This is a genomic window from Streptomyces sp. LaBMicrA B280, assembly GCF_049222185.1.
GTDB lineage: Bacteria > Actinomycetota > Actinomycetes > Streptomycetales > Streptomycetaceae > Streptomyces > Streptomyces murinus.
In genome coordinates, this window is sequence record NZ_JBMJCT010000019.1 from 12,798 (window position 1) to 36,731 (window position 23,934).

Genomic DNA, 23,934 nt, shown 5'->3' on the forward strand with positions numbered 1-23,934 from the left:
TCAGCTGCCGACCGGCTGGCGGTGGTCCGCCGTGTAGCGCATGGCGTGTTCGATGAGGTCGATGAGGACGTCCTTGGCCGACTCCCGGTCGCGGGCGTCGCACAGCACCACGGGCACCCCGGCGTCCAGGTCGAGCGCCCGGCGGACCGAGTCGGAGGGGTAACGGTCGGCGCCGTCGAAGCAGTTGACGGCGACCAGGAAGGGGATGGAGCGCCGCTCGAAGTAGTCGACGGCGGCGAAGCAGTCCTCCAGACGGCGGGTGTCGGCGAGCACGACGGCGCCGAGCGCGCCCTCGGTCAGCTCGTCCCACATGAACCAGAACCGCTCCTGTCCGGGCGTGCCGAACAGGTACAGGACCAGGTCCTCGCGCAGGGTGATCCGGCCGAAGTCCATGGCCACGGTGGTGGTGTTCTTGGCCTCCACCCCGCTGGTGTCGTCGACCGGGCGCCCGGCCTCGGTGAGCTGCTCCTCGGTGCGCAGCGGCCGGATCTCGCTGATCGCGCCGACCAGGGTGGTCTTGCCCACGCCGAAGCCGCCCGCCACCAGGATCTTGAGCGTGACGGGCTCGACCGGGAAATTGCCGTGCTCAGAACGCCCGAGGACCATCGTTCACTTCTCCTGCTTGCTGGGGTTCGGGCGACGGCCGGCCGTAGCCGCCGCCACCGGGGGTTTTGATGACCAGTACGTCGCCGGGGCCGACCTCGGTGGAACCGCTGCCGCCGAGATCGGTGACGCCGCCGTCGGCCCGCTCGACACGGTTGGTGCCGAGCACGCCGGGGGCGCCGCCCGCCATGCCGTACGGGGGCACACGGCGGTGCTGGGAGAGGGTGGAGACGGTCATGGGCTCCAGGAACCGGATGCGGCGCACCGCGCCGTCGCCGCCGCGCCAGGCACCCGCGCCGCCGCTTCCGTGCCGTACGGCGAACTCCTCCAGGCGGACGGGCAGTCGCCACTCCAGGATCTCGGGGTCGGTGAGCCGGGAGTTGGTCATATGGGTCTGCACGACGTCGGCGCCCGGGAAGCCGTCGCCCGCGCCGGACCCGGAGGCGACGGTCTCGTAGTACTGGTGGCGTTCGTTGCCGAAGGTGACGTTGTTCATCGTGCCGGAGCCCTCGGCCTGGACGCCGAGCGCGGCGTACAGGGCGCCGGTGATGGCCTGCGAGGTCTCCACGTTGCCCGCGACGACGGCGGCCGGGGGCCTCGGGGCGAGCAGCGAGCCGGGCGGTACGACGATGTCCAGGGGGCGCAGGCAGCCGTCGTTGAGCGGGATGTCGTCGGCGACCAGGGTGCGGAAGACGTACAGGACGGCCGCGTTGACGACGGCGAAGGGGGCGTTGAAGTTGGTGGGGAGCTGCGCGGAGGTGCCGGTGAAGTCGATGGTGGCCCGGCGCTCGGCCCGGTCGACGCGGACCCGGACGCGGATGACGGCGCCCGCGTCGGTCTCGTAGGCGTACGCGCCGTCGTCCAGGGCGTCGATGACGCGGCGCACCGCTTCCTCCGCGTTGTCCTGGACGTGCCGCATGTACGCCTGTACGACATCGAGGCCGAACTCGCCGATCATGCGGCGCACCTCGTCGACGCCCTTCTGATTGGCGGCGATCTGGGCGCGCAGGTCGGCGAGGTTCATGCGGGGGTTGCGGGAGGGGTAGGGGGCCTCGGTGAGCAGGCGCCGGGTCTCCTCCTCGCGGAAGCGGCCGCCCTCGGCGAGCGGCCAGTTGTCGAACAGGACGCCCTCCTCCTCGATGGTGCGGCTGTGGGCGGGCATGGAGCCCGGGGCGATGCCGCCGATCTCGGCGTGGTGGCCGCGGGAGGCGACGTGGAAGAGGATCCGGGGCCGGTTCTCCGGGGACGCCGGAGACCCGGTGCCGGGGGTCTCCGTGTCGAACACCGGGGTGATCACGGTGACGTCGGGCAGATGGGTGCCGCCGTGGTACGGGTCGTTGACGGCGTAGGTGTCACCCGGGCGCATCGCGTCGCCCCGGCGGCGGATGACCTCCTTGACGCTTGTGCCCATGGAGCCCAGGTGGACGGGGATGTGGGGGGCGTTGGCCACCAGGTTGCCGTCCGGGTCGAACAGGGCGCAGGAGAAGTCGAGGCGTTCCTTGATGTTGACGGACTGCGCGGTGGACTCCAGCCGGGCGCCCATCTGTTCGGCGATCGACATGAAGAGGTTGTTGAAGACCTCAAGGAGAACCGGATCGGCCTCCGTGCTCGGGCGGGAACCCCGTGCGACCGCGACGCGTTCCATGAGCAGATGTCCGTCGTCGGTGGCCGCGGCCCGCCAGCCGTCGTCCACGACGGTCGTCGCGCTGGCCTCGGTGATGATCGCCGGGCCGGTGACGGTCTCGCCGGGAGGAAGGGCCTCGCGGCGGTGCAGGGGTACGTCGCGCCAGGAGCCGCCGGTGTGCAGGCGGACGGTCTCGGGTGCGGCGGGCCGCCCCTCGTACGGAGCGAGGGCGGTCAGATCGGGGGGTGCGGTGATGCCGGTGGCCTCGACGGAGAGGGCTTCCACGACGATCGGACGGTCGAGGGTGAAGGAGTAGGTGGCGCGGTGGCGCTCCTCGAACGCGCCGCGCATGATGCCGGGTTCGGACAGTTCGACGGTGAGGGCGGTGTCGGTGCCGTCGTAGCGGAGCTGGGCGCGGTGGGTGACCCGGACGCGGTCGTCGGGGACGTCCTCGGCCATGAGTTCGGCGCGGGCGGCGGCCTCCAGGTCGGCGGCGGCCTCGCGGATGCCGGGCATGGCGGCCTGCTCCAGGGGGGCCTCGACGGACCGCTCGCGCATGGCGGTGGTGTCGGCGAGACCGATGCCGAGCGCGGAGAGGACCCCGGCCATGGGGGGTACGAGCACGGTGCGGATCCCGAGCGACTCGGCGACCCGGCACGCGTGCTGACCGCCCGCGCCGCCGAAGGTGGTCAGCGCGTAGCGGGTGATGTCGTGGCCCTGCTGGACGGAGATCCGCTTGATCGCGTTGGCGATGTTCGCGACGGCGATGTCCAGATAGCCCTCGGCGACCTGTTCGGGGGTGCGGTCGTCGCCGGTGGCCCGGTGGATGTCGCGGGCGAGCCCGGTGAACCGGTCGCGGACCAGGTCGGCGTCCAGCCGCTGGTCGCCGTCGGGCCCGAACACGGCCGGGAAGTGGGCGGGTTGGATCCGGCCGAGCATCACATTGGCGTCGGTGACGGTGAGCGGACCGCCGGCCCGGTAGCAGGCGGGGCCGGGGATGGCGCCGGCCGAGTCGGGGCCGACGCGGTAGCGGGAGCCGTCGAAGTGGAGCACGGAGCCGCCGCCCGCGGCCACGGTGTGGATGTCGAGCATCGGGGCGCGCAGCCGTACGCCCGCGACCTGGGTGTCGAAGACCCGCTCATAGGCGCCGGCGAAGTGCGAGACATCGGTGGAGGTACCGCCCATGTCGAAGCCGATGACCCGGTCGAAGCCCGCGCGCTGGGACATCCGGGCCATGCCGACGATGCCCCCGGCAGGTCCGGACAGGACGGCGTCCTTGCCGCGGAACTGCCCCGCCTCGGTGAGCCCGCCGTTGGACTGCATGAACATCAGCCGCACCCCGCGCAGTTCGTCGGCCACCTGGCGGACGTGCCGGTGCAGCACCGGTGAGAGGTAGGCGTCGGCCACGGCGGTGTCGCCGCGCGGGACCAGCTTCATCAGCGGGCTGACCTCGCTGGACAGGGAGATCTGCGGGAAGCCGGTGCGGGCCGCGAGTTCACCGATGGCGCGTTCGTGGGCGGGGTGCAGATGGCTGTGCAGGCAGACCACGGCGACGGCGCGGATCCCGTCGTCGTACGCCTCCCGGAGCGCGGGCGCGAGCGCGTCCAGGTCGGGGGCGCGCAGCACCGTGCCGTCGGCGGCGATGCGTTCGTCGGCCTCGATCACCCGGGTGCAGAGCGGTTCGGGCAGGTCGATGCGGCGGGCGAAGATGCGCGGCCGGTTCTGGTAGGCGATGCGCAGGGCGTCGCGGAAGCCGCGGGTGATGATCAGGAGGGTGGGTTCGCCGGTGCGCTCCAGGAGCGCGTTGGTGGCGACGGTGGTGCCCATGCGGACGGACTCGACGGGCTCCGGGGAGTCGCCGAGAAGGGCGCGGATGCCGAGGACCGCGGCGTCGGGGGTGGGCGTGGGCTCGGGGTGCGGGCCGGGCCCGGAGTGGGGGCGGGCGGGGTTGTCGGAGAGCACCTTGTGCGTGAGCAGGCGGCCGTCCGGGCGACGCGCGACGATATCGGTGAAGGTGCCGCCTCGGTCGACCCAGAACTGCCAGCCTGTCACGTCAGTACTCCGCTTCCGCGCCGGTCACAGCGCCCGCAGGCCGTTGATCACGTCGCGCAGAATACTCTCGTCCGGCAGCTCGGCCGGGGGCACCGGCCGGGTGACATGGACGAGTTCCGCGTGCACGAGGTCGCCGACGAGGACCCGGACGACACCGATGGGCAGGTCGAGTTCCGCGGCCAGCTCGGCGACCGACTGCGGGGTGCTGCGGCACAGGCCCACGATGTCCACGTGCTCGGGGGAGAGCGTCGGGTCCGTCTCCGGGTCCCCGGCGGCCGGCTCCGTGACCACCACCGCGATCAGATCGAGGCGGTGCTGGGCCGTACTGGTGGTACGGCCGCGCGTCATGGCGTACGGACGGACGACCGGTCCGGCGTCGTCGTCGAACCAGTGGCTGCTCACCTGACCGTCTTCGCTCATGTCATCCCACTACCCGCCCGCGGGCAGGCCCGTGCGCGGGGCGGTGCCCAGGTGCACACCCACCTTCTTGACCAGGAGCGTCATCTCGTAGGCGACCTGGCCGACATCGGAGTCGGCGTCGGACAGGACGGCCAGGCAGCTGCCGTCGCCCGCGGCGGAGACGAACAGGAAGGCGTCGTCCAGCTCGACGACCGTCTGGCGGACGCCGCCCGCGTCGAAGTGGCGTCCCACGCCCTTGGCGAGGCTGTGGAAGCCGGACGCCACGGCGGCCAGATGCTCGCCGTCCTCCCTGGTCAGGTCCTTGGACACGCCGGTGGCCAGGCCGTCGCCGGAGAGGATGACGGCCTTGCGGATGCTGGCGACGCGGTCGACCAGGTCGTCCAGGAGCCAGTTCAGCCCCCCGTTGCCCGTCGCCGTGTGGTCGGTCGCCTTCGGTGCGGTCATCGACCGTCCCCCTTAGTGGTTCCTTGTGCTGTGCCGGTGCGGGCAGTCTCGCCCGTGGCATTCTCCTCCCGGCCGCGCTGCCAGCCGCGCTGGAGCGAGGCCATGCGGCTGCGGACCTCGTCGGCGTCCCGGTCGGTGGGCGCGTCGGTGCGCCCGGGACGCCGTTCGGGGTCCTGCCTGAGCTGAGGGGCGAGACTGGCCTGCCGCACTCGGCGGGGCAGGGCGCTGTCGCCGGGTTCGGCGGTGCCGTCGCCGTCGCGGGGCGCGCGGGCGGGGCCGCCGGGGGTGTCCGGGCCACCGGGGGCGAGATCGGAAGAGCACACGTCGGGGCGGCGGTCGCCCGGCGCGGCAGGGCCACCGGCCCGTCCCGGTGCGGCTCGCGGTCGGTGCCGTAGGCGTCCGGGCCCGCGCCGTACGCGTCCTCAGCGGTGCCGTACGTGCCCGCGTCGGAGGCGTACGCCTCCCCGGTCGGGCGCTCGTCCGGGGCCGGGTCCGCCGGGTTACGGCGGCCGGGCTCGGGGCGGTGGGCGCGCTGGTCGGTGACCGGCTTGCCGTGCGAGCTGACCAGCTTGGGCGGCTGGCGGCGCGGCAGCGGTACGAGTCCGGGCTCGGCGGTCCCCCCGCCCGCCGGGCGATCCACCGAACGGTCCTCGCCCGGCTCCGCCGCGGGGCCGTCGTCCCCGCCCCGGGCCAGGGCGCGGCGGTGGCGGAAGAGGCCGCCGCGCTCGCTGTCCTCGTCCGGCAGGGCGCCGGGGAAGTCGTCCAGGGCGTCGAGGTCGACGGGCGCCTCCAGCTCCACCGGGCCGTCCAGGACGGTGGTGGGCAGGCCGGACAGCGGCAGCGGGGCGCGGGCGCCACCGGCGGCGCGCCCGGAGTTCTTCGCGGTGCGCTCCCGGTCGAGCCGGAAGCCGATGCCGTTGGTGTCCGGGACCTCGTCGCTGAGCAGCGCGTCCGGGATGAACACGATCGCGGTGGTGCCGCCGTAGGGCGAGGGCTGGAGAGAGACGCGCACGTTCTGGCGCTGGGCGAGTCGGCTGACCACGAACAGGCCGAGCCGGTCGGTGTCGGAGAGTTCGAACTCGGGGGTCTCGGCGAGGCGCAGGTTGTTGTCCAGCAGCGCCTCGGGCGTCATGCCGAGTCCCCGGTCGTGTATCTCCAGGGTGAAGCCGTTGGCGACCCGCTCGCCGATGACCTGGACGGCGGTGTGCGGGGGCGAGAACACCGTGGCGTTCTCCAGGAGTTCGGCCACGAGATGGGTGAGGTCGGCGACGGCCGGGCCGGTCACGGCGACCCGCGGCAGGCGTCGTACCTCGACCCGCTCGTAGTCCTCGACCTCGGCGACGGCCGCGCGGACCACGTCCATCAGCTGCACGGGGCGGCGCCACTGCCGGGAGGGCGCCGCGCCGGAGAGGATCACCAGGCCCTCGGCGTGCCGCCGCATCCGGGTGGTGAGGTGGTCCAGGCGGAAGAGGTCGGCGAGTTCGTCGGTGTCCTCGGTGCGGCGTTCCATGGTGTCGAGAAGGGTGAGCTGCTTGTGCAGCAGCACCTGGCTGCGGCGGGCGAGGTTGACGAAGACCTCGGAGACTCCGGCGCGCAGCTCGGACTGCTTGACGGCAGCCTCGACGGCGGCCCGTTGAAGGGTGTTGAGGGCCTGCCCGACCTCGCCGATCTCGTTCTGGTCGTACTCCAGGCGCGGCACCTCGGTCTCCACGTCGACCTGTTCGCCGACCGACAGCCGGCGCATCAGGCCGGGCAGCCGGACGCCGGACGCCTCGTGCGCCTCCAGGCGCAGCCGGCGCAGGTCGCGGATCAGGCCGCGGCCGATCCGGACGGACAGGACGAGGGAGAAGAGCAGGGCGAGCAGTCCGAGCAGGCCCGCGACGGCGCCCTGGGCGATGACCCGCATGGCGACGGGGTGCATACGGTCCTGGAAGCGGTCGCCCGCCCCGTCGTCCAGGGTGGCGAGGTCGGCCAGGGCGCTGCCCGCGGCCTGGTCCCAGCTCTTGGCGGTGACTCCGTCGGGGGTGCCGGAGCCGTGCTCGATGACGGACTGCTCGGCCGAACGCAGCGGGGCGGTACCGGCGTTGTCCCAGAACCGTTCGTAGCGCTCGCGTTCGGACGCGGGCAGCAGCGGCAGGCTGATGTCGTACAGCAGGGTGCGCTGGGCGACGAGGTCGGAGATCTCGCGGATCTCCTCGCGGGTGAGCCGCCCCACCACGAGGGAGGAGCCGAGCAGGGCGTCCTCCCGGGAGAGCAGTTCACGGGCGCGGGTGAGGTTGACCAGGGCGTGCGACTGCTTGTCCATCTCGACGTCGTCGATGCCGTCGAGCCCGGCGAGCAGCGAGTAACAGGGGTCGATCAGGCGGTTGTAGAGGTCGAGGGCCTGGGCGCGGCTGATGGTGCCGCCCTCGACGCTGTGGCGCAGCGAGTCCAGTCCGCTGAAGGCGTCCAGGACGGCGGTGAGGTGTTCGCCGCCCTGGGCGCCGAGGGCGTGGCGCAGATGGCGCTTCCGCGCGTTCTCGCGGACCTTCGCGATCGCACGGTCGCTGGCGGTGCGGGTGCGCTGGAGCGCCGACAGGGAGTCGGAGGCGCGTGGGTCGGCGAGGTAGACGAGGGTCTGGCGGCGCTCCTGTTCGAGCACGCGAACGGTGTCCTCGGTGGGATAGCCGATGTTCTGCATGACATCGGAGACCCGGAAGAGCTGGGCCACGTCACGGCCTGTGACCACCGTGGCGAAACCCCAGATGGCGGTCAGGGACAGCAGCGGCACGAGAAGCAGCGCCACGATCTTCCGGCGGATCGACTTCCCGCGAAAGCGCATGGCCTCCCCCAGCTCGACCCCCGCGGGCCGGGGGTGCGCATGTGCGTCAACAAACGGCGCGAGCCTACTACCGCCATACAGGTAACTCGAAGGCATGTCCGGAAGGTGAACTTCCGTAGCGGCGGCGGTACCGGGCGAGTTGTCCGGGCATTGCGGGAGATTGCCACCGCGATCCGGCGGGTACCCCGGAGCCGGACACCATGGCAGGGAATGGCGGTTGGCTGGAATTTTTCCCAAGGCGGGAATCTTCACGGGGTCTTGTTCGTCCTTCTCTACGGGAGTTGGGGGCGGATTGGGCCGTGGAGGCCCCGTCCCGCATCCCGGCCGCGTAAATCCGCGCAAGCCGGGCAGCTACTGGGGAGTCGGGGCTTCGGGGCGAGGGGTCCCCGGGCGGTGGGGAGTGAGGGACACGGTGAAGGGCACTGCGGAGCGGTACGGGATACAGCCGGAGCACCGGCCGTTGTGGGTCGAGGAGCCCGCGCGGCGGCATCCGCTGCCGGATCCGGTGCGGACGGCGGCGGTGCGCGCGCTGATCATCATCTCGGTCACGCTGATAGAGGCGATGGTGGCGTTCCTGTGCACCATGGCGGAGTCCTGGCCCGCGTTCCCCCTGGTGATCAGCAGCGTGGCGAGCACCGTGGTGGCCACCTGGGCCGTGGTCGACGTCTGGGTGACCCGCCAGGTGTGGAACCAGCGGTACGGCGTGGTCTCCGAGCCCAGCAGCACGGCCCGCGCGCTGCGCCGGGAGCGGCGGGCGCGCCGGCGTGCGGAGCGGCGGGCGCTGCGGGAGCAGGAGCGGATACGGCGGCGGGGCGGCGCGGGGCAGCTGTCGCACCCCTGAGCCGATGAGCCGAACCGCGGTTCGCACCGCGAGTCGGACCGTCCGGGGGGAGCCCTTCGGCCACCGGCTGGAATCGGCCACTTCGCTACGATGATGTTCCGTACGGCGCCGACATGAGCGCCGTGCGCGACTGATTCCGGACCGGCCGACAGGTGGGAGCCCAGCCATGGCCCACGCGCAGAAGCAACAGCCGGCCGGGGCCGTGCAGTCGGTGGACCGCGCCGTGAGCGTGCTGGAGATCCTCGCCCGGGACGGCGAGGCGGGCGTCACCGAGATCGCCACCGAGCTGGAGGTGCACAAGTCCACGGCGTTCCGGCTGCTCGGCGTGCTGGAGCACCGGGGTCTGGTGGCGCAGGCGAAGGATCGCGGCAAGTACTACCTGGGCGCCGGTGTGCTGCGGCTGGCCGGGGCGGCGGCGGTGCGGCTGGACATCTCCCAGGAGGGCGTCCCGATCTGCCGCGAGGTCGCCGACGAGCTGGGCGAGACGGTGAACCTCGCGGTGCTGGACGAGGACGCCGCCGTCAACATCATGCAGGCCCGGGGCACCGCCTCGGTGGCCGCGCAGAACTGGCTGGGCCGACGCACCCCGCTGCACGCCACCTCCAGCGGCAAAGTGCTGCTCGCGCACCGGCCGCCCGCCGCGCGCGAGAGCCTGCTCGCGCGGCCCCTGCACCGGTTCACCGAACACACCGTCGTCGACGCCGAGGCGCTGCGGACCGAGCTGGCCGGTGTGGCGGAGCGGGGCTACGGCGTCACGGTCGAGGAGCTGGAGCCGGGCCTCGCCGCGGTGGCCGCGCCGGTGCGGGCGCACGACGGCGAGGTGATCGCGGCGCTCAGCGTCTCCGGCCCGGTGTACCGGCTGACCCCGGACCGGCTGACGGAGGTGGCCCGGCGCACGGCCGCGGCGGCCACCGAGCTATCCCGCCGTATGGGCTACGGCTTCTGAGCCGCGGCCCGTCAGCCGCGGCCCCGCGCGCCCCTCACGGGGTGACCGCCGACTTCTTGAACATCCTGGTCGCGGTGATCTCGCTGTGCACCGTCTCCCCCGCCTGCGGCTGCTGGGGCAGGCCGGGGCGCAGGTGTTCCTCGACGCTGATGTACTTCAGTCCCGCCCTGAGGTCCGCGTCGTTGCGCAGCCGGATGACCAGCGGGAACTCGGCCAGGGCCGTGGTGTCGAACAGGCCCGTGGTGTACAGGAGCTGGACACCGAGGGCGTCGGAGACGGCTCGCTGGAGTTCCAGGAGGTAGGTCGCGTTGGCACGGCCGATCGGGTTGTCCAGGAACAGCGTGCCCGCGTGCCGGTGCTTGTCGCGGCCCCGGTCGTTCGAGCGCAGCGCGGCCATCGTGCAGTACAGGGCGATGGCCGCGGTGAGCAGCTGGCCGCCGGAGAAGACGTCGCCCATCTGCCCGACGGGGACCCGCTCGGCGCGCAGCACCGCGTCGGGCTTGAGGATCTCGACGGCCACGCCCTTGGGCTCCAGGGCCGCCGCGACACCGCGCAGCAGCAGGGACATGCCGTCGCGCCGCATGTCGGAGTTCTTCTTGACGGCGGCGCGGGTGGCCTCGTCGATGACCTCGCCGAGCCGTTCGGTGAGCGTGGCCTGGTCGGGTTCCTCGAAGCGGATGCGCAGGAACTCCTGGCCGGACCACTCGCCGAGCCCCTCGGGGAGCCGGGACAGCCGCTGGGCGGAGCGCAGGGTGGCCAGGGCCGACTCCACGAGGCCGCGCAGCCGGTCCACGATCGAGTCGCGGTTGCGCTCCAGCTGGGCCAGTTCGTCGGTGAGGACCCGCAGCCGGGGCGCGAAGGCGTCCGCCCACTTCTGCGCGTGCTCGGGCAGCGCGGCGGCGGGCAGCTCGCGGATCTGCTGCCTGGCCGGGGTGCGGACCTGCTCGTAGCGCGTGGAGTTGGCGTGCCGGACCAGTACGTCGCTCGCCTCGCGCACACCGGCCTCGGCGGCGGACAGGTCGGCGGCGCAGCCGCGCAGCGAGCGGCGGGCCTCGGCGGCGGACTGCCGCGCCTCCTCCAGGCTGCCCGGGTACGGCTCCGGCTCCTCCTGCTCCTCCTCGGGCAGGTGTTCGCGCAGGAGGTCGCGGAGCATCGCGGCGATCTCGTCGAAGCCGCCGGCCGCGTCCTCGGCGGCGCGATGGGCGGCCAGCAGTTCGCCGTGCGCGTCGCGGGCCCGCGCCAACGCCTCGGTGCGGGTGGCCAGTTCGGTGGTCGCGGTGCGCAGCAGGACCTGGGCGTGCTCGGCGTCGCGCGGTACCTGGTCCGCGGGCAGTTCGGTGTGCGCCTCGCCGTCCTCGGGGGCGTGCCGCTCGGCCTCGCCGCGCAGCCGGCCGAGTTGCTCGCTCGCGGTGGACATGCGGGTCTCCAGGAGCTGCACCAGCTCCTCGGCGCGGGCGGCGGCCGCCTGCCGGGAGGGCCCGTCGGAGCCGTCGGGCGCCTGGAGGAGCTGCTCGGCGCGGGTGCGGACCTTGTTGCTGAGCCGGTCCAGTTCGGCGCGGGCGGCGCTCTCGTCGCTCTCGGCGCGGGCCTGCTCGGCGCGCAGATCGGCGCCGACGCCGACCTTCTCGTACACCTGGGACGCGGCCCGGTACGCCTCGCGCAGGGCGGGCAGCGACACCTTGGGCGTGCCGGTCTCCTCGACCGGTACGTCGTCGGGGGCACCGGCGATCTCCGCGCGCTCGGCACGCAGCGCGCGGGCGGTGCGGCGGGCGTCGTCTGCGGCGCGCTGGGCGGCACGGCGGTCCTCGTCGTCGGCGCGGGCGCGCTCCAGACAGGTCCCGGCGCGGGCCTCGGACTCGGCGGCCTCGTCGGCGAGTTCGCGCAGCCGGGCCTGCCAGCCGGCGCGTTCGCGCAGCCGGAAGGCGAGTCCGGCGAGGGCGTCGGCGGCGCGCCGGGCCTTCTGCGCGGCCTCCTGGCGCTCGTCGCGGAGGCGTACGGCCTCGGCGGCGCTCTCCTCGGCCTCCGCGCGCAGGGTGCGGGCCTCGGCGAGTTCGGCCTCGGACTCCTCGGCGAAGGCGCGGGCCTCCTCGGCGGCGCGGGCCAGTTCGGCCATGCGGCCCGCGGGGCAGCCGGTGCGCCAGGAGGTGAGCCGGGCGGCGAGTTCGCGGTCCTTGCCGAGCCGGGCGGCCAGGGTCCGGATCTCCTCGTCGCGCTCGGTGGCGCGGGCACGCAGGGCCTGGCGTTCCTCGTCGGCGGCGTGCTCGTCGTGCATGGCCGGGTTCGGCGGCACCAGGAACACGCCGTCCGGGGCGGTGTCCTCGGCGGGCGTCGGGGCGAGCAGGGCGGCGGCGGTGCCGACGGCCACGGCGGAGCGCGGCAGCAGGGCGGCGTCGGCCAGTGCCTCGCGGGCCCGGGCGTGGGTGTCGGGGTCGGTGATGATGACGCCGTCGACCAGTTCGGGCCGGGCGGCGAGCACCCGGGCGTGGTCGGCGGGGTCGACGGCCTGGGCGAGATAGCGCCAGCCGGGCAGCGCGGGGATGCCGTGCTCGCCGAGGAACTCGACGGTGGCGAGGACGTCCGGGCCGGGCGGCAGCAGTCCGCCGTCGCCGAGCGCGCCGAGGATGCGGGAGTCGTCGGCGGCGGCCGTGCGCAGGTCGAACAGCTGGCGTTCGGCGGTGCCGACCGCGTCGTCGAGGAGTTCGCGCAGTTCGTCGGCGCAGCGGTCGAGTTCGGCGGCGGTGAGGGGACCGGCGGGCAGGCCGTCCTGGTCGGCGCGCGGGGCGCCGTCGGTGTCGTCGGTGCGCTGGGCGGGCAGGCCCGCGCGGGGTGCCGTGCCGGGCAGGCCGAGGAGTTCGGCGAGGCGTTCCTCGGCGGCCAGCGCGTCCGCGAGGCGGCCGAAGGCACCCGGAACCCGGTGGTCAGCGAGATCACCGCGGTGTCCCAGGCGGCGACGGTGGTCTTCTCGGCGTCCGAGGCGGCGAGCGCGGCGCGGGCCGGGTCGGCGTCCGGGGCGCTGTCGTCCAGCCAGCCGGCGCGGACGGCCTCGGCGGTCTCCTGCTCGACCTCGGCGAGCCGCTGGCGCAGATGGCCGGCCTCGCTGCGGGCGCGCTGGGCCTCGGTGGCGGCGGCGGTGGAGTCGCGGTAGGCGGCGTCACCGGCCTCCTGGAGGGCGGCGGAGCGCTCCTCCCCCTCGTTGGCCAGGTCCTCGGCGCTCCCGGCGGCCGCGTGCAGGGCCCGTACGAGTTCCACGGCGGCTTGGGCGCGGGCGGCGAGGGCGGGGGCCGCGTCCCGTTCGGCCTCCTGGATGGCGGCGGAGACACGGGCGACGCGGTCGGCGGCGGCACGGTGGCGCAGCACGGCCTCGGCGGCCTGCCACGCGGAGTGCAGGGTGCGGGCGTCGGCCAGCTCGCGCTTCTGCGCGGCGGTGGCCTTCTCGGCGGCGGCGAGGGCCAGCGAGGCGTGCCGGTAGGCGAGTTCGGCGGCGACCAGGGAGCTGCGCTCGCGGGCGCCCTCGGAGTGGGTGACGGCGTACGCGGCGGCGGTGACCCGCTGGGCGAGGTTGGCGGCCCGGACGCGTTCCTGTACGGCGCGTGCGGACAGCCGCCGGGCGAGGGTGCGGGTGCGGCGCTCGGCACCGGCGTGGATGTCCCGGGCACGGGCGCGGGTGTCGGCGGCCTCCACGATCCGGCCGAGCAGATCCACCGAGCCGGCCGTGAAGTCGCGTTCGGCGATCAGCTCGGCGCGCCGGCCGAGCTTGTTGCCGAAGCCGCTGACCAGGTCGGCGAGGCCGTCGGTGTCCCGGGTGTCGGTGACCGCGCGCAGCAGCAGGTCGGTGAAGTCGGAGTCCTTCTTGACCGCGAAGAGGCCGGCCGCCTCGCCCTCGTCGGCGTTCATCTCCCGCTGGTAGCGGAAGAGTTCGGGGTCGAGGCCGAGGTCGCCGAGGTGCTCGGTCCAGCGCTCGTGGGTCTCCTCCCAGTGCACCTCCAGGTGCGGGTACGCCTTGCCGCCCTCGGTGAGGGCGTCGCGGAAGCCCTTCATGGTGCGGCGGCGGCCCTGGGCGCCGGACGCGCCCTCGGCGGCCGGGCGTACGGCGGTGGACTCGGCGACCGGGAGGTTGTCCAGGCTGAGTCCGGGGCCGGGCCGGAAGGAGTACCAGGCCTCGGCGAACTTGCGCGGGTCGTTGGAGACCTGGCGGCCACGCCACTCGCTGACCTTGCCGACGACCACGCACTCGCCGGTCTGCACATGCTGCCATTCCAGGGCCACATGGCCGCAGTCGTCGGCGAGCAGGAACTTGCGCAGCACGCCGGAGCTGGCGCCGCCGAGGGTGTTGCGGTGGCCGGGGAGCATCACCGAGAAGATCAGCTTGAGCAGGACGGACTTGCCGCCGCCGTTCTCCAGGAACAGCACGCCCGCGGGCGCGGGGCGGCGCGGCGGGCCGGACGGCTCCTCCGCGAAGAACTCCGCCTGGGTGGGTGCCGGATCGGGCACGGGTTCGCCCACGCCCCGCAGGTCAAGCACGGTGTCGGCGTAGCGCGCACCGGCGGGCCCGATGGAGTAGAGGCGGACCCGGGACAGCTCGTACATGGCGGACTCTCGTAAGTCTGGTGAAAGGTGCGGTCGTTCGGGGGCGCGGGGCGCGTCGGCCCTTCAATGCTTCAGTGCTTCAGGATCGGCCCTTTGGCGCTTCAGGAGTGGAAGGGGAGGCCCGCGTCGGCCACCAGTTCCAGGTCGTCGGTGTCCTCGGCGGGCAGCAGGCTCGCGGTGCCGTCGGTCACCGGGACCACGCCCAACTCGATCAGTTCGGCCATGGCGGCGGTGCCGGCCATGTCGCGGACCTGGAGCTGGTAGCGGGCGGTGGTGCGGTAGGTGCCGCCGCCTTCGTCGCCGGTGCGCTGGAGGAAGCCGGAGTCGGTGAGGAAGGCGAGGGCCTTGGCGACGATGCCGGTGGTGGAGGAGGCGGGCCTGCGGGCGTCCTTGGTGGCGCCGGTGGCGCTGCGTCTGGCCCAGATCCGCCAGGCGGCCTCCAGGCCGGGCGCGTCGGTGGCCGGGTCGGTGTTCTCGCCCTGCTCCTCGGCGCGCTCCTCCAGGCGGCGGCAGGCCTGGCGGACGAACGCGTCGACGCCGTTGACCGTGACCCGGCCGATGTAGCCGTCGTCGGCCAGGTCCTCGGGGCGCGGGAACGCGAGGGCGGCGACGGCGAGATGGGCCAGTCCGTGCAGGAAGCGGTCGCCGGAGTCGGCGGTGGTGCGACGCGCGTAGTCGCCCATGCGGACGGCGAACACCGAGTCCTCGGCGGCGGTCACGGCCATACCGGCGCGCGGGGACACCTCCAGGACGACGAGCCCGAGGCCGGTGGCGACGGCGTCCGCGAGCCGCGCGAACGCCGGGTCCTCGCGGTAGCGGCGCAGCAGTTCGGTGTAGTCCTGGTCGCGGGCGGGCTGGAGCTTGGGCTGGAGCCCGTAGGCGACGAGCCGCGCCGCGTCGGCGGCGTCGGCGGGGGTGACGGCGGCGGTGGCCGACGGGGCCGGGGCCTCGGTGTCACTCCACTCGACGTGCTCGCTCACGGCTTTGACTCCTTGTCGCTCTCTGACTTGCTCATGCTGCTTTTGGACCACTCGCGCGGGGCCCGCCCATCACGTGGACGGCCCGCTGGTGTCGCACCGGGCCCGCTCATGCCGCCCGGTCCGCCGCCATGCCGGCCGCGTCCAGCAGCGCCATGCCGACGATCAGATCGGCGCCGCCGAATTCGTGGTCGTCCAGCTCGGTGCCGTCGTCCACGGCGAACAGCAGCTTCTCCTCGCCCTGCCGGTAGGCGGTGCCGACGGCGGGGCTGGCCGCGTGCACCGCGAGGAGGGCGACGAGGTAGGCGAGCTCGGGGTCGCCGGTGCGCCGGGCCTCGGCGAGCAGCCCGGAGAGCCTGCGCGGGGCGTCGGCGGGCAGGTCGAGCAGCTCCATGGCGGTGGCCAGCTGCTCCTCGCTGAACCGGCTGTCGTCCGGCGTCGCGATCAGGTCCGGCTCGGGCATCTCCGCGCCCAGGTGCTCGCGCTCCACGGGCGGGGTCAGCAGGATGTCCACGAGGTCGGCGACCCGCACCGCGACAGGGGTGCGGAGGCCGGTGCCGCGGGCGAAGAAGGCGTCCGTGACCCGGGTGGCGTGCTCGGCGGGGAGGGTGAGCACCGGGGCGACCAGATGGCCGTACAGGTCTATGCCCGCGGTGCTCGCGGGCGTGGCGAAAGCCTGCCGGTCCTGTTCCGCGCGGAACAGCGGGCCCGCCTCCAGCAGCCGGGACTGGAGCTGGGTGTGCCGGCGGATGCAGTCCTTGACGATGTCGACCAGCTCGGCGGCGCGCCGCTTGTGCTCGGGCTCCTCGGTCTCGTCACGGGCCTTGCGGATGTTGGTGAGGATCGCGTTCTCGTGGCGGTAGCGGTCGGCCACGTGTTCCAGGGCCTCGGCGATCATGTCGGGCACGGCGTTGAGCCAGTCGACCGCGCGGACGTTGCGCCGGGTGGCGTCCAGGGCGCGGCGCAGGGTCTCGGAGTACTGCACCGTGCGGTAGCGGGCCTGTTCGGCGGCGAGCTGGGCGTCGGCGAGGCGGCCCCGGTTGATCAGCACCTCCAGCTTGACCTCGGCGGCGATCTGGGCGCTGGTGACGTCGGTGTCGAGGGCGCCCACCAGGACGTTGACCGCCTCGTCGGTGGTGCGCAGGTACACCGTGCCGCCGGGGCCCGGGACCTCTTCGATCAGCTTGAAGTCGTAGTCGCGGCGGACGTAGGTGCCGTCCGCCGCGAAGGTGCCGTAGACGGCGCGGAAACCGCGGTCCACGCTGCCGACGTTGATCAGGTTCTCCAGGACCCAGCGGGCCACGCGCTCGTGCTCGGCGGTGGGGCGGTGCGGGGCCTGGGCGGCGATGCGGGGGATCAGACGCGCGACGATCTGCTCATGGTCGGCGCCGGTGTCGAAGTCCATGTTCAGGGTGACCAGGTCGATGGCGGCGAGGGCCACCTCGGCCATTCCGTACACCGAGTATTCGCCCGCGAGGCTGCCCTTGCGGGCGTCCAGGTCGTGCAGCGGCGCGGTGCACGCGAGCGCGCGCAGCCGACGGGCGAGGCCCTCGTCGGCCGCGGGTCCCGGAGCGGGACGCTGCGCGGTGCTGAGCTGCGGCTTAGCGGTCTCGGAAGTCACGGTGCACAGAGTAGGTCCTCGGTCTGACATCTACCCAAACGGCAGGCTCCGCCGGTCCGGCCGGCGGTGGGGCGGGGCTCACGGGGCGGTGTGCTCGCCCACCCGGCGGCGGTACGCCTCCACCACCCGCTCCAGCGAGTCCACCAGGTACCTCTCCAGCAGCCGCTCCGCCCCGCCCCGCTCCCCCGCCTCCAGCGCGCCCAGGATCTCCCTGTTGCGCGTCAGGTACGGCTCGTGCAGCCGACGCGGGTCGTCCACCAGGTGGAAGGCGAGGCGGAGTTCGGCGAAGACGCTGCGCATCAGTTCGTCGGTGCGGGCGCTGCGGGCGAGGGTGACGAGTTCCTGGTGGAAGTGGATATTGGCCGTACCCACCGCTTTCCAGTCATCCTCGGCGGCCGCCGTCTCGCCCGCGGCGACCGCGTCGGAGAGCCCCCGCAGGGGGTACGGCGCCTCGCCGAGGCCGCGCACGACGGCGCACTCGACCAGCGCGCGGGTGCGGTAGATGTCCTCGACGTCCTCGACGGTCAGGACCCGTACGAACACGCCCCGGTTGAGCTCGTGGACCAGGAGTCGTTCATGGGTGAGCAGCCGGAACGCCTCGCGCAGGGTGTTGCGGGAGACGCCGAGCGCGCCGCCGATGCTGTCCTCGGACAGCCGGGTGCCGGGCGGGAAGTACCCGTCCGCGACACGGCTCCTGAGGATGTCCGAAACCCGCTCCGCGGTGCTCGTACGACCCAGGAGGGCGCGGTCGTCGGCCAGTCCCGCCAGCTGCTCTGCCATGCCCGGAATTCAATCGCAGACCTCGGGACGAGACAACACGGGTATTGAAGGATCGTTGAACGATCCTCTACGGTGCTCGGCACGGCTCACTTCACCGCACCCTCCGTCCCCTTCTGCGAGGTGCCCATGAGCACGACCCCTCCTCCCCCGGCCACCGCCCCCGCGCTCGAACACACCGCCCAGGACGGCGCGTTCGGCTGGCTGCGCGATCTCGGCCCGCACGGGCGGCGCGCGTTCGCCGGGGCTTTCGGCGGATATGCCCTGGATTCCTACGACTACTTCACGCTGCCGCTGAGCATGGTGGCGCTCTCCGCGTACTTCGGCCTGGACAGCGGCCAGACCGGCCTTTTCACCACCGTCACGCTGGTGGTCTCGGCGGTCGGCGGCGCCCTGGCGGGTGTGTTCGCCGACCGGGTGGGCCGGGTCCGGGCGCTGGTGATCACGGTGCTCACCTACGCGGTGTTCACCGTGGCCTGCGGCTTCGCGCCGGACTTCGAGACGCTGCTGGTCTTCCGCGCGCTCCAGGGCCTCGGCTTCGGCGGGGAGTGGGCGGTCGGCGCGATCCTGGTCGCCGAGTACGCCTCCGCCCGCCACCGGGGCCGTACCCTCGGCGCGGTCCAGAGCTCCTGGGCGGTCGGCTGGGCGCTGGCCGCCGTCGTCTACACGCTGGTCTTCTCCTTCGCGGGCGACGACCTGGCCTGGCGGGTGATGTTCTGGACCGGCGCGCTGCCCGCGCTGCTGGTGCTGTGGCTGCGCCGCCGGGTGCACGACGCGCCGGTGGCCCTCGCGGCCCGTGAACAGGACCCGCGCCGCGGCTCGTTCACCGCGATCTTCCGGCCGGGCCGCGCCGGTGCCCCGGGCCTGCTGCGCACCACGCTGCTGGCGAGCCTGCTGTCCACGGGCGTGCAGGGCGGCTACTACACGCTGGCCACCTGGGTGCCCACGTATCTGAAGTCCGAGCGCGGTCTGTCGGTCGTCGGCACCGGCGGCTACCTCGCCTTCCTCATCTCCGGCGCGTTCCTCGGCTATCTGACCGGCGGCCACCTGACCGACCGGCTCGGCCGACGCGCCACCATCTGGCTGTTCGCGCTGCTGTCGGCGGTGTGCGTGCTGGCGTACGCGCACATCCCGCAGGGCGCCGACACCGTGCTCCTCGTACTGGGTTTCCCGCTCGGGTTCTGCATGTCAGCCATCTTCAGCGGCTTCGGCTCCTACCTCAGCGAGCTGTATCCGACGGCGGTGCGCGGTACGGGACAGGGCTTCACCTACAACACCGGCCGCGCGGTGGGCGCGGTCTTCCCCACCCTGGTCGGCTTCCTGGCCGACAGCTGGGGCGTCGGCGGCGCGCTGGTCTTCGGCGCGGTCGGCTACGGGATCGCGGCACTGGCGCTGCTCGGGCTGCCCGAGACGCGCGGGAAGGAACTGGCATGACACGGGTGCAGCGCACGGCGGACCGTCCCGTCACCACCCTCGACGAGCGGGCGCCCGGCTGGAGTCCGGGGGCCGCGCGGGCCCGGTTCCGCGCGGGTCTCGCGGGCCCCACGGCCGGGGTCGCGGCCGGGCACACCCAGGCCAATCTGATCGCGGTGCCCGCCGACTGGGCCTACGACATGCTGCTGTTCTGCCAGCGCAACCCCCGGCCCTGCCCGGTGCTCGACGTCACCGACGCCGGTCGCCCGACGACGGTGCTCGCCGAGGGCGCCGATCTGCGCACCGATCTGCCGCGCTACCGGGTGTGGCAGGACGGCGAGCTGGTCGCGGAGCCGACCGACGCGCGGCCCCACTGGCGCGGGGACCTGGTGGCGTTCCTGCTCGGATGCAGTTTCACCTTCGAATGGGCGCTGAGCCGGGCGGGCGTGCCGATCCGCCATGTCGAACAGGGCCGCAATGTGCCGATGTACGTCACCGGGCGCCCGTGCCGCCCGGCGGGCCGGCTGAGCGGGCCGATGGTGGTGTCCATGCGGCCGGTGCCGCCCGAGCGGCTCGGCGCCGCGATCCGGGAGAGCAGCCTGCTCCCGGCGGTGCACGGCGGCCCGGTGCACTGCGGGGACCCGGCGGGGCTCGGCATCGCGGACCTCGACCGGCCGGATTTCGGCGATCCGGTGGCCCGCCAGGAGGGCGACATCCCGGTGTTCTGGGCGTGCGGGGTGACCCCGCAGGCGGCGGTGATGGCCTCCCGACCGCCGTTCGCCATCACCCACGCCCCGGGCCAGATGTTCCTGACCGACGCCCGCGACGAGCAGTACCGGCTGGTCGGCGTCGACTGAACACCGGCGCATCGACAAGACCACTCATCAACGAACCGGAGACACGGGAACGCCCATGACCTCGATCGATCTGAACGCCGACCTCGGTGAGGGCTTCGGCCGCTGGCGGCTCACCGAGGACGAGCAGCTGTTGTCCGTCGTCACCAGCGCCAACGTGGCCTGCGGCTTCCACGCCGGGGACGCGGTCACCATGCGCCGGGTGTGCGAGCTGGCCGCCGCACGCGGGGTGACGATCGGCGCCCAGGTCTCCTACCGGGACCTCGCCGGGTTCGGGCGGCGCGCGATGGACGTGCCGACCGCCGAGCTGACGGCCGAAGTGGCCTACCAGATCGGCGCGTTGGAGGTGTTCGCGCGCGCCGCCGGGGCCCGGGTGGCGTACGTCAAACCGCACGGCGCGCTCTACCACCGGGTCGTGCGCGACGAGGAGCAGGCGGGCGCGGTGATCGACGGCGTGCTGCTCGCCGACCCCGCGCTGCCGGTCCTCGGCCTGCCCGGCTCCCGGCTGCTGGCGCTGGCCGAGAAGGCGGGCCTGCCGGCCGTTCCGGAGGCGTTCGCGGACCGCGCGTACACCGACGAGGGCATGCTGCTGCCGCGCGGCCGGGACGGCGCGGTGGTGAGCGACCCGGAGGCGGTCGTACGGCGCTCGGTCGGACTCGTGCGCTCCGGCACGGTCATCGCGCACTCCGGCGAGCGGGTCCGGGTGCGCGCCCGCTCGCTGTGTCTGCACGGCGACACGCCCGGCGCGGTGGAGCTGGCCCGGCAGGTGCGGGCGCGGCTGGTCGCGGCGGGTGTGCGGGTGGAGGCCTTCGCATGAGGGCGCTGCCGGTCGGCCGGGAGGCGCTGCTCATCGAGGTGGGCTCGGCCGAGGAGGCGGGGGCCCTGCACGCGGCGCTGCTGCGGCGCCGCGCGGAGGGCACGCTGACCGTCCGCGAGATCGTGCCGGCCGCGCGCACGGTCCTGCTGGACGGACTGCCCGAACCGGCCCGCTGGATCTCCGAACTGACCGCGCTCAAGGGAGAGTCGCCCGCGCCCTCGACGCGCCCCCTGGTCGAACTGCCGGTGCGCTACGACGGCCCCGACCTCGCCGCCGTCGCCGCGCACTGGGCGGTGTCCGAGCGGGAGGTGGCCCGTATCCACGCGGGCACCGAGTTCACGGTGGCCTTCTGCGGTTTCGCGCCCGGCTTCGGCTATCTCACCGGGCTCCCGGCCCGCTACGACGTCCCGCGCCGGGCCACTCCGCGCACGGCGGTCCCGCCCGGCGCGGTGGCGCTCGCCGGGCCGTACACCGGCGTGTACCCGCGTACCTCGCCGGGCGGCTGGCAGCTGATCGGCGCCACCGACGCGGTGCTCTGGGACCACACCCGCGATCCGGCCGCGCTGCTGGCGCCGGGCACCCGGGTGCGATTCGTGCCGGTGGAGGGGCCATGAGCGACCGTGCGCTCGTCGTCGTACGGCCCGGGATGCTGACCACCGTGCAGGACCTCGGGCGGCCCGGGTACGCGCATCTCGGGGTGCCCCGCTCGGGGGCGCTGGACCCGCCCGCGGCGGCGCTCGTCAACCGGCTGGCCGGGAACGGGCCGGACGCCGCGGTGCTGGAGACGACGCTCGACGGGTGTGCGCTGCGCCCCCGTTCGACGGTGACCGTGGTGGTCGGCGGCGCACCCTGCCCGGTGGCGGTCGGCGGCCGCCCGGCGGCGTGGGGCGCGCCCGTGGTGGTGCCCGCCGGTGAACTCCTTGAGGTGGGCGCGGTGTCGGCGGGAGTGCGCGGCTATGTCGCCGTGCGCGGTGGCATCGCCGTCGAGCCGGTGCTCGGCAGCCGCGCCACCGACCTGCTGTCCGGCCTCGGTCCGGCCCCGCTCGCCGAGGGCACGGTGCTGCCGCTGGGCCGCCCGGCGGGACCGCCCGCGCGCGTGGACACCGCCCCGCGGCCGGGACCGCCGGCCGAACTCGTCCGCGCGAGTGGACACCGCCCCGCGGCCGGGACCGCCGGCCGAACTCGTGCTCCGGGTGACGCCGGGCCCGCGCGCGGACTGGTTCACCGCGCGCGGACGGCATGACCTGACCGCGTGCGCCTACCGGGTTTCCCCGGCGAGCAACCGCATCGGCCTGCGCACCGAGGGCCCCGCGCTGGAACGCGCCCGCGAGGGCGAACTGCCCAGCGAGGGGATGGTGCTGGGCGCCGTACAGGTGCCGCCGGACGGCCGCCCGGTGGTCTTCCTGGCCGACCATCCGACCACCGGGGGCTATCCGGTGATCGCCGTCGTCGACACCTGCGACCTCCCGGCCGCCGCGCAGGCCCCGCCGGGCACACCGGTCCGCTTCGTGCCGGTGGGACGGCACGGACCCGCATGACCGGCGGCGCCGACCCGGACCGGCGCATCCCGGCCCCGTGTCACCGGCCGGCGGCCGCCCCCTCACCCACCAGCGCGGCGAGCGCCCCGGACACGGACCGGGTGAGCGTCTGCGGGTCGGTCTCCTCGGCGGCCCAGGCCACATGGCCGTCGGGGCGTATCAGCGCCGCGGTCACCCGCCGCCAGGCCTCCCGGTCGTGCGGGGCGAGCGGTGCGGGCTGCACGACGGTGTCCGGTGTCGGTCCGGGCCCTCCTGCCGCCGCCTTGCCGGTCAGGTCCAGCAGGACCGGGCCGCCGCCGCGCAGCAGCTCGAACAGCCGCCGCCCGTCGGCGAACCGGAGGTCGGGCGCCCGGCGGCCGGTCAGCGGATGGGCCGCGGCACCCTCGGCCGGGGGGTAGACCACGGAGAGACCCGACATCCGCTCGGCGAGGGTCCGGCTGAACTCCGGGACCGTGGCGATGAATTCGCCCAGCAGTCCGCGCAGCGCCTGCCCCTCCGGGGCGTAGGTGGTCATCAGGGCGGTCTGCGCGCGGGTGTTGAGCAGCAGCTCGGCGCCGACCGGATGGCGCTCGCCGTGATAGCTGTCCAGGAGGCCGTCCGCGGCGGTGCCCCGCAGGACGGCGGCCAGCTTCCAGCCGAGGTTGGTGGCGTCCTGCACCCCCACGTTCAGCCCGGGGCCGCCCGCCGGGAAGTGCATATGGGCGGCGTCCCCGGCCAGCAGCACCCGGCCGCGCCGGTAGGTCTCCGCCTGCCGGGTGGCGTTGCCGAAGCGGGAGAGCCAGCGGGGGTCGCGCATGCCGAAGTCGGTGCCCGCTATGGCCGTCACCCGCTTCCGCAACTCCTCGAAGGTCAGCTCGCCCGGCCGCGTCTGACGCAGGGTGTCCGGATCATTGCCCACGACCCGGTGCACCCCGCCCGGCAGCGGGAAGACCATCAGCTGCCCGCGCGGCCCGCTGACCGCCGGGGCGGCCGGCGGCGCGTCCAGCACCACATCGCCCATCCAGGCCCACAGCGTCGCCGGAGTGCCGGGGAAGGCGACGCCCACCGACTCCCGGACCGCGCTGCGGGTGCCGTCGCAGCCCACCACGTAGGCGGCACGAGTCCGGTAGGGGCCGTCCGGGCCCTCGACGGTCAGCTCCACCGCGTCCGCGCCCGCCTCGACCCCGGTGACCCGGTGGCCGCGCAGGATCCGCGCGCCGCGGCGCACCGCGTGCTCCTCCAGCAGCTCCTCGGTGCGGGCCTGGGGCAGCGAGAGGGTGAAGGGGAACGGGGTGTCCAGCGGCCGGAAGTCCATCCGCTCGGGCAGCGCGGCGAAGTGGCCGCTGGGTATGCGCAGCCCCTCCGCGAGGAAGGGGCCGACCACTCCCCGGCAGTCCAGCACCTCCAGGGTGCGCGGATGCACGGTGAGCGCGCGGGAGTGCGGGCTGCGCCGCGGCCGGGCCTCCAGCACGGTCACCGGCACCTCACGCAGCCGCAGTTCCGCCGCGAGCCACAGTCCGACCGGCCCGCCGCCGACGACGACCACCTGTTCCGTCTCCATCGATTCCATCACCTTCACGAATCCCTCCTCGGGCACAGCCCGTCCCCACTTCTTGGTCG

14 protein-coding genes and 3 pseudogenes are annotated in these 23,934 nt (G+C 74.2%); 7 read left to right on the top strand and 10 right to left on the bottom strand.

The window, feature by feature from the left end:
* The 5 genes and pseudogenes from ACLF5H_RS18015 to ACLF5H_RS18035 all read right to left on the bottom strand — a co-directional run.
* Positions 1 to 606: a GTP-binding protein gene (locus ACLF5H_RS18015; protein ID WP_421677031.1), complete on the bottom strand. Its 606-nt coding sequence runs from the start codon at positions 604 to 606 to the stop codon at positions 1 to 3.
* Positions 587 to 4,279 carry a hydantoinase B/oxoprolinase family protein gene (locus ACLF5H_RS18020; protein ID WP_421677032.1) on the bottom strand — a complete coding sequence of 1,231 codons (3,693 nt, stop codon included), beginning with the start codon at positions 4,277 to 4,279 and terminating at the stop codon, positions 587 to 589. Before ACLF5H_RS18020 ends, ACLF5H_RS18015 begins: the two co-directional genes overlap by 20 nt.
* Positions 4,280 to 4,303: 24 nt before the next feature.
* Entirely contained in the window at positions 4,304 to 4,699 is a 396-nt protein-coding gene (locus tag ACLF5H_RS18025; RefSeq protein ID WP_085562622.1) for a DUF742 domain-containing protein, read from the bottom strand.
* A 9-nt stretch (positions 4,700 to 4,708) separates the two neighbouring features.
* Positions 4,709 to 5,143 (bottom strand): roadblock/LC7 domain-containing protein, encoded by a 435-nt coding sequence (locus ACLF5H_RS18030; RefSeq protein WP_421677103.1) that lies wholly within the window; start codon positions 5,141 to 5,143, stop codon positions 4,709 to 4,711.
* A 1,009-nt stretch (positions 5,144 to 6,152) separates the two neighbouring features.
* Positions 6,153 to 8,060: pseudogene (locus ACLF5H_RS18035) on the bottom strand (nitrate- and nitrite sensing domain-containing protein); the annotation flags it as partial.
* Between the two features lie 148 nt (positions 8,061 to 8,208).
* On the opposite strand from ACLF5H_RS18035, the gene ACLF5H_RS18040 reads away from it, so the two are divergent.
* Together ACLF5H_RS18040 and ACLF5H_RS18045 are read left to right on the top strand one after the other, a co-directional pair.
* Positions 8,209 to 8,805 (top strand): hypothetical protein, encoded by a 597-nt coding sequence (locus tag ACLF5H_RS18040; protein ID WP_421677104.1) that lies wholly within the window; start codon positions 8,209 to 8,211, stop codon positions 8,803 to 8,805.
* A gap of 166 nt (positions 8,806 to 8,971) precedes the next feature.
* A complete protein-coding gene (locus tag ACLF5H_RS18045) occupies positions 8,972 to 9,751 on the top strand; it encodes an IclR family transcriptional regulator (RefSeq protein WP_421677033.1) in 780 nt (259 codons plus the stop codon).
* Between the two features lie 34 nt (positions 9,752 to 9,785).
* Here ACLF5H_RS18045 and ACLF5H_RS18050 read toward each other — a convergent pair.
* From ACLF5H_RS18050 to ACLF5H_RS18065, 4 genes and pseudogenes are all read right to left on the bottom strand, one after another.
* A pseudogene (locus ACLF5H_RS18050) lies at positions 9,786 to 14,338 on the bottom strand (hypothetical protein).
* 101 nt (positions 14,339 to 14,439) lie between these two features.
* Positions 14,440 to 15,318, bottom strand: coding sequence for a hypothetical protein (locus ACLF5H_RS18055; RefSeq protein ID WP_421677034.1), 879 nt, complete (start codon positions 15,316 to 15,318; stop codon positions 14,440 to 14,442).
* A gap of 106 nt (positions 15,319 to 15,424) precedes the next feature.
* A complete protein-coding gene (locus tag ACLF5H_RS18060) occupies positions 15,425 to 16,966 on the bottom strand; it encodes a hypothetical protein (RefSeq protein ID WP_421677035.1) in 1,542 nt (513 codons plus the stop codon).
* Between the two features lie 48 nt (positions 16,967 to 17,014).
* Positions 17,015 to 17,716, bottom strand: a complete 702-nt coding sequence (locus tag ACLF5H_RS18065) for a GntR family transcriptional regulator (protein WP_421677036.1) — start codon at positions 17,714 to 17,716, stop codon at positions 17,015 to 17,017.
* A gap of 126 nt (positions 17,717 to 17,842) precedes the next feature.
* On the opposite strand from ACLF5H_RS18065, the gene ACLF5H_RS18070 reads away from it, so the two are divergent.
* From ACLF5H_RS18070 to ACLF5H_RS18090, 5 genes and pseudogenes are all read left to right on the top strand, one after another.
* Complete coding sequence (locus tag ACLF5H_RS18070) at positions 17,843 to 19,147, top strand: MFS transporter (RefSeq protein WP_421677037.1); 1,305 nt, start codon at positions 17,843 to 17,845, stop codon at positions 19,145 to 19,147.
* The gene (locus tag ACLF5H_RS18075; protein WP_421677038.1) at positions 19,144 to 19,983 is read left to right on the top strand and encodes a putative hydro-lyase; all 840 of its coding nucleotides are present in this window, start codon (positions 19,144 to 19,146) and stop codon (positions 19,981 to 19,983) included. Before ACLF5H_RS18070 ends, ACLF5H_RS18075 begins: the two co-directional genes overlap by 4 nt.
* A gap of 55 nt (positions 19,984 to 20,038) precedes the next feature.
* Positions 20,039 to 20,797, top strand: a complete 759-nt coding sequence (locus ACLF5H_RS18080; protein WP_421677039.1) for a LamB/YcsF family protein — start codon at positions 20,039 to 20,041, stop codon at positions 20,795 to 20,797.
* The gene (locus ACLF5H_RS18085) at positions 20,794 to 21,411 is read left to right on the top strand and encodes a 5-oxoprolinase subunit B family protein (RefSeq protein ID WP_421677040.1); all 618 of its coding nucleotides are present in this window, start codon (positions 20,794 to 20,796) and stop codon (positions 21,409 to 21,411) included. The genes ACLF5H_RS18080 and ACLF5H_RS18085 overlap by 4 nt, the downstream gene beginning before the upstream one ends.
* Positions 21,408 to 22,335 (top strand): annotated as a pseudogene (locus ACLF5H_RS18090) (biotin-dependent carboxyltransferase family protein). Before ACLF5H_RS18085 ends, ACLF5H_RS18090 begins: the two are co-directional and overlap by 4 nt.
* Positions 22,336 to 22,375: 40 nt before the next feature.
* Here the strand turns inward: ACLF5H_RS18090 and ACLF5H_RS18095 are convergent.
* The gene (locus ACLF5H_RS18095; RefSeq protein WP_421677105.1) at positions 22,376 to 23,875 is read right to left on the bottom strand and encodes an FAD-dependent monooxygenase; all 1,500 of its coding nucleotides are present in this window, start codon (positions 23,873 to 23,875) and stop codon (positions 22,376 to 22,378) included.
* Between the last annotated feature and the right edge of the window lie 59 nt (positions 23,876 to 23,934).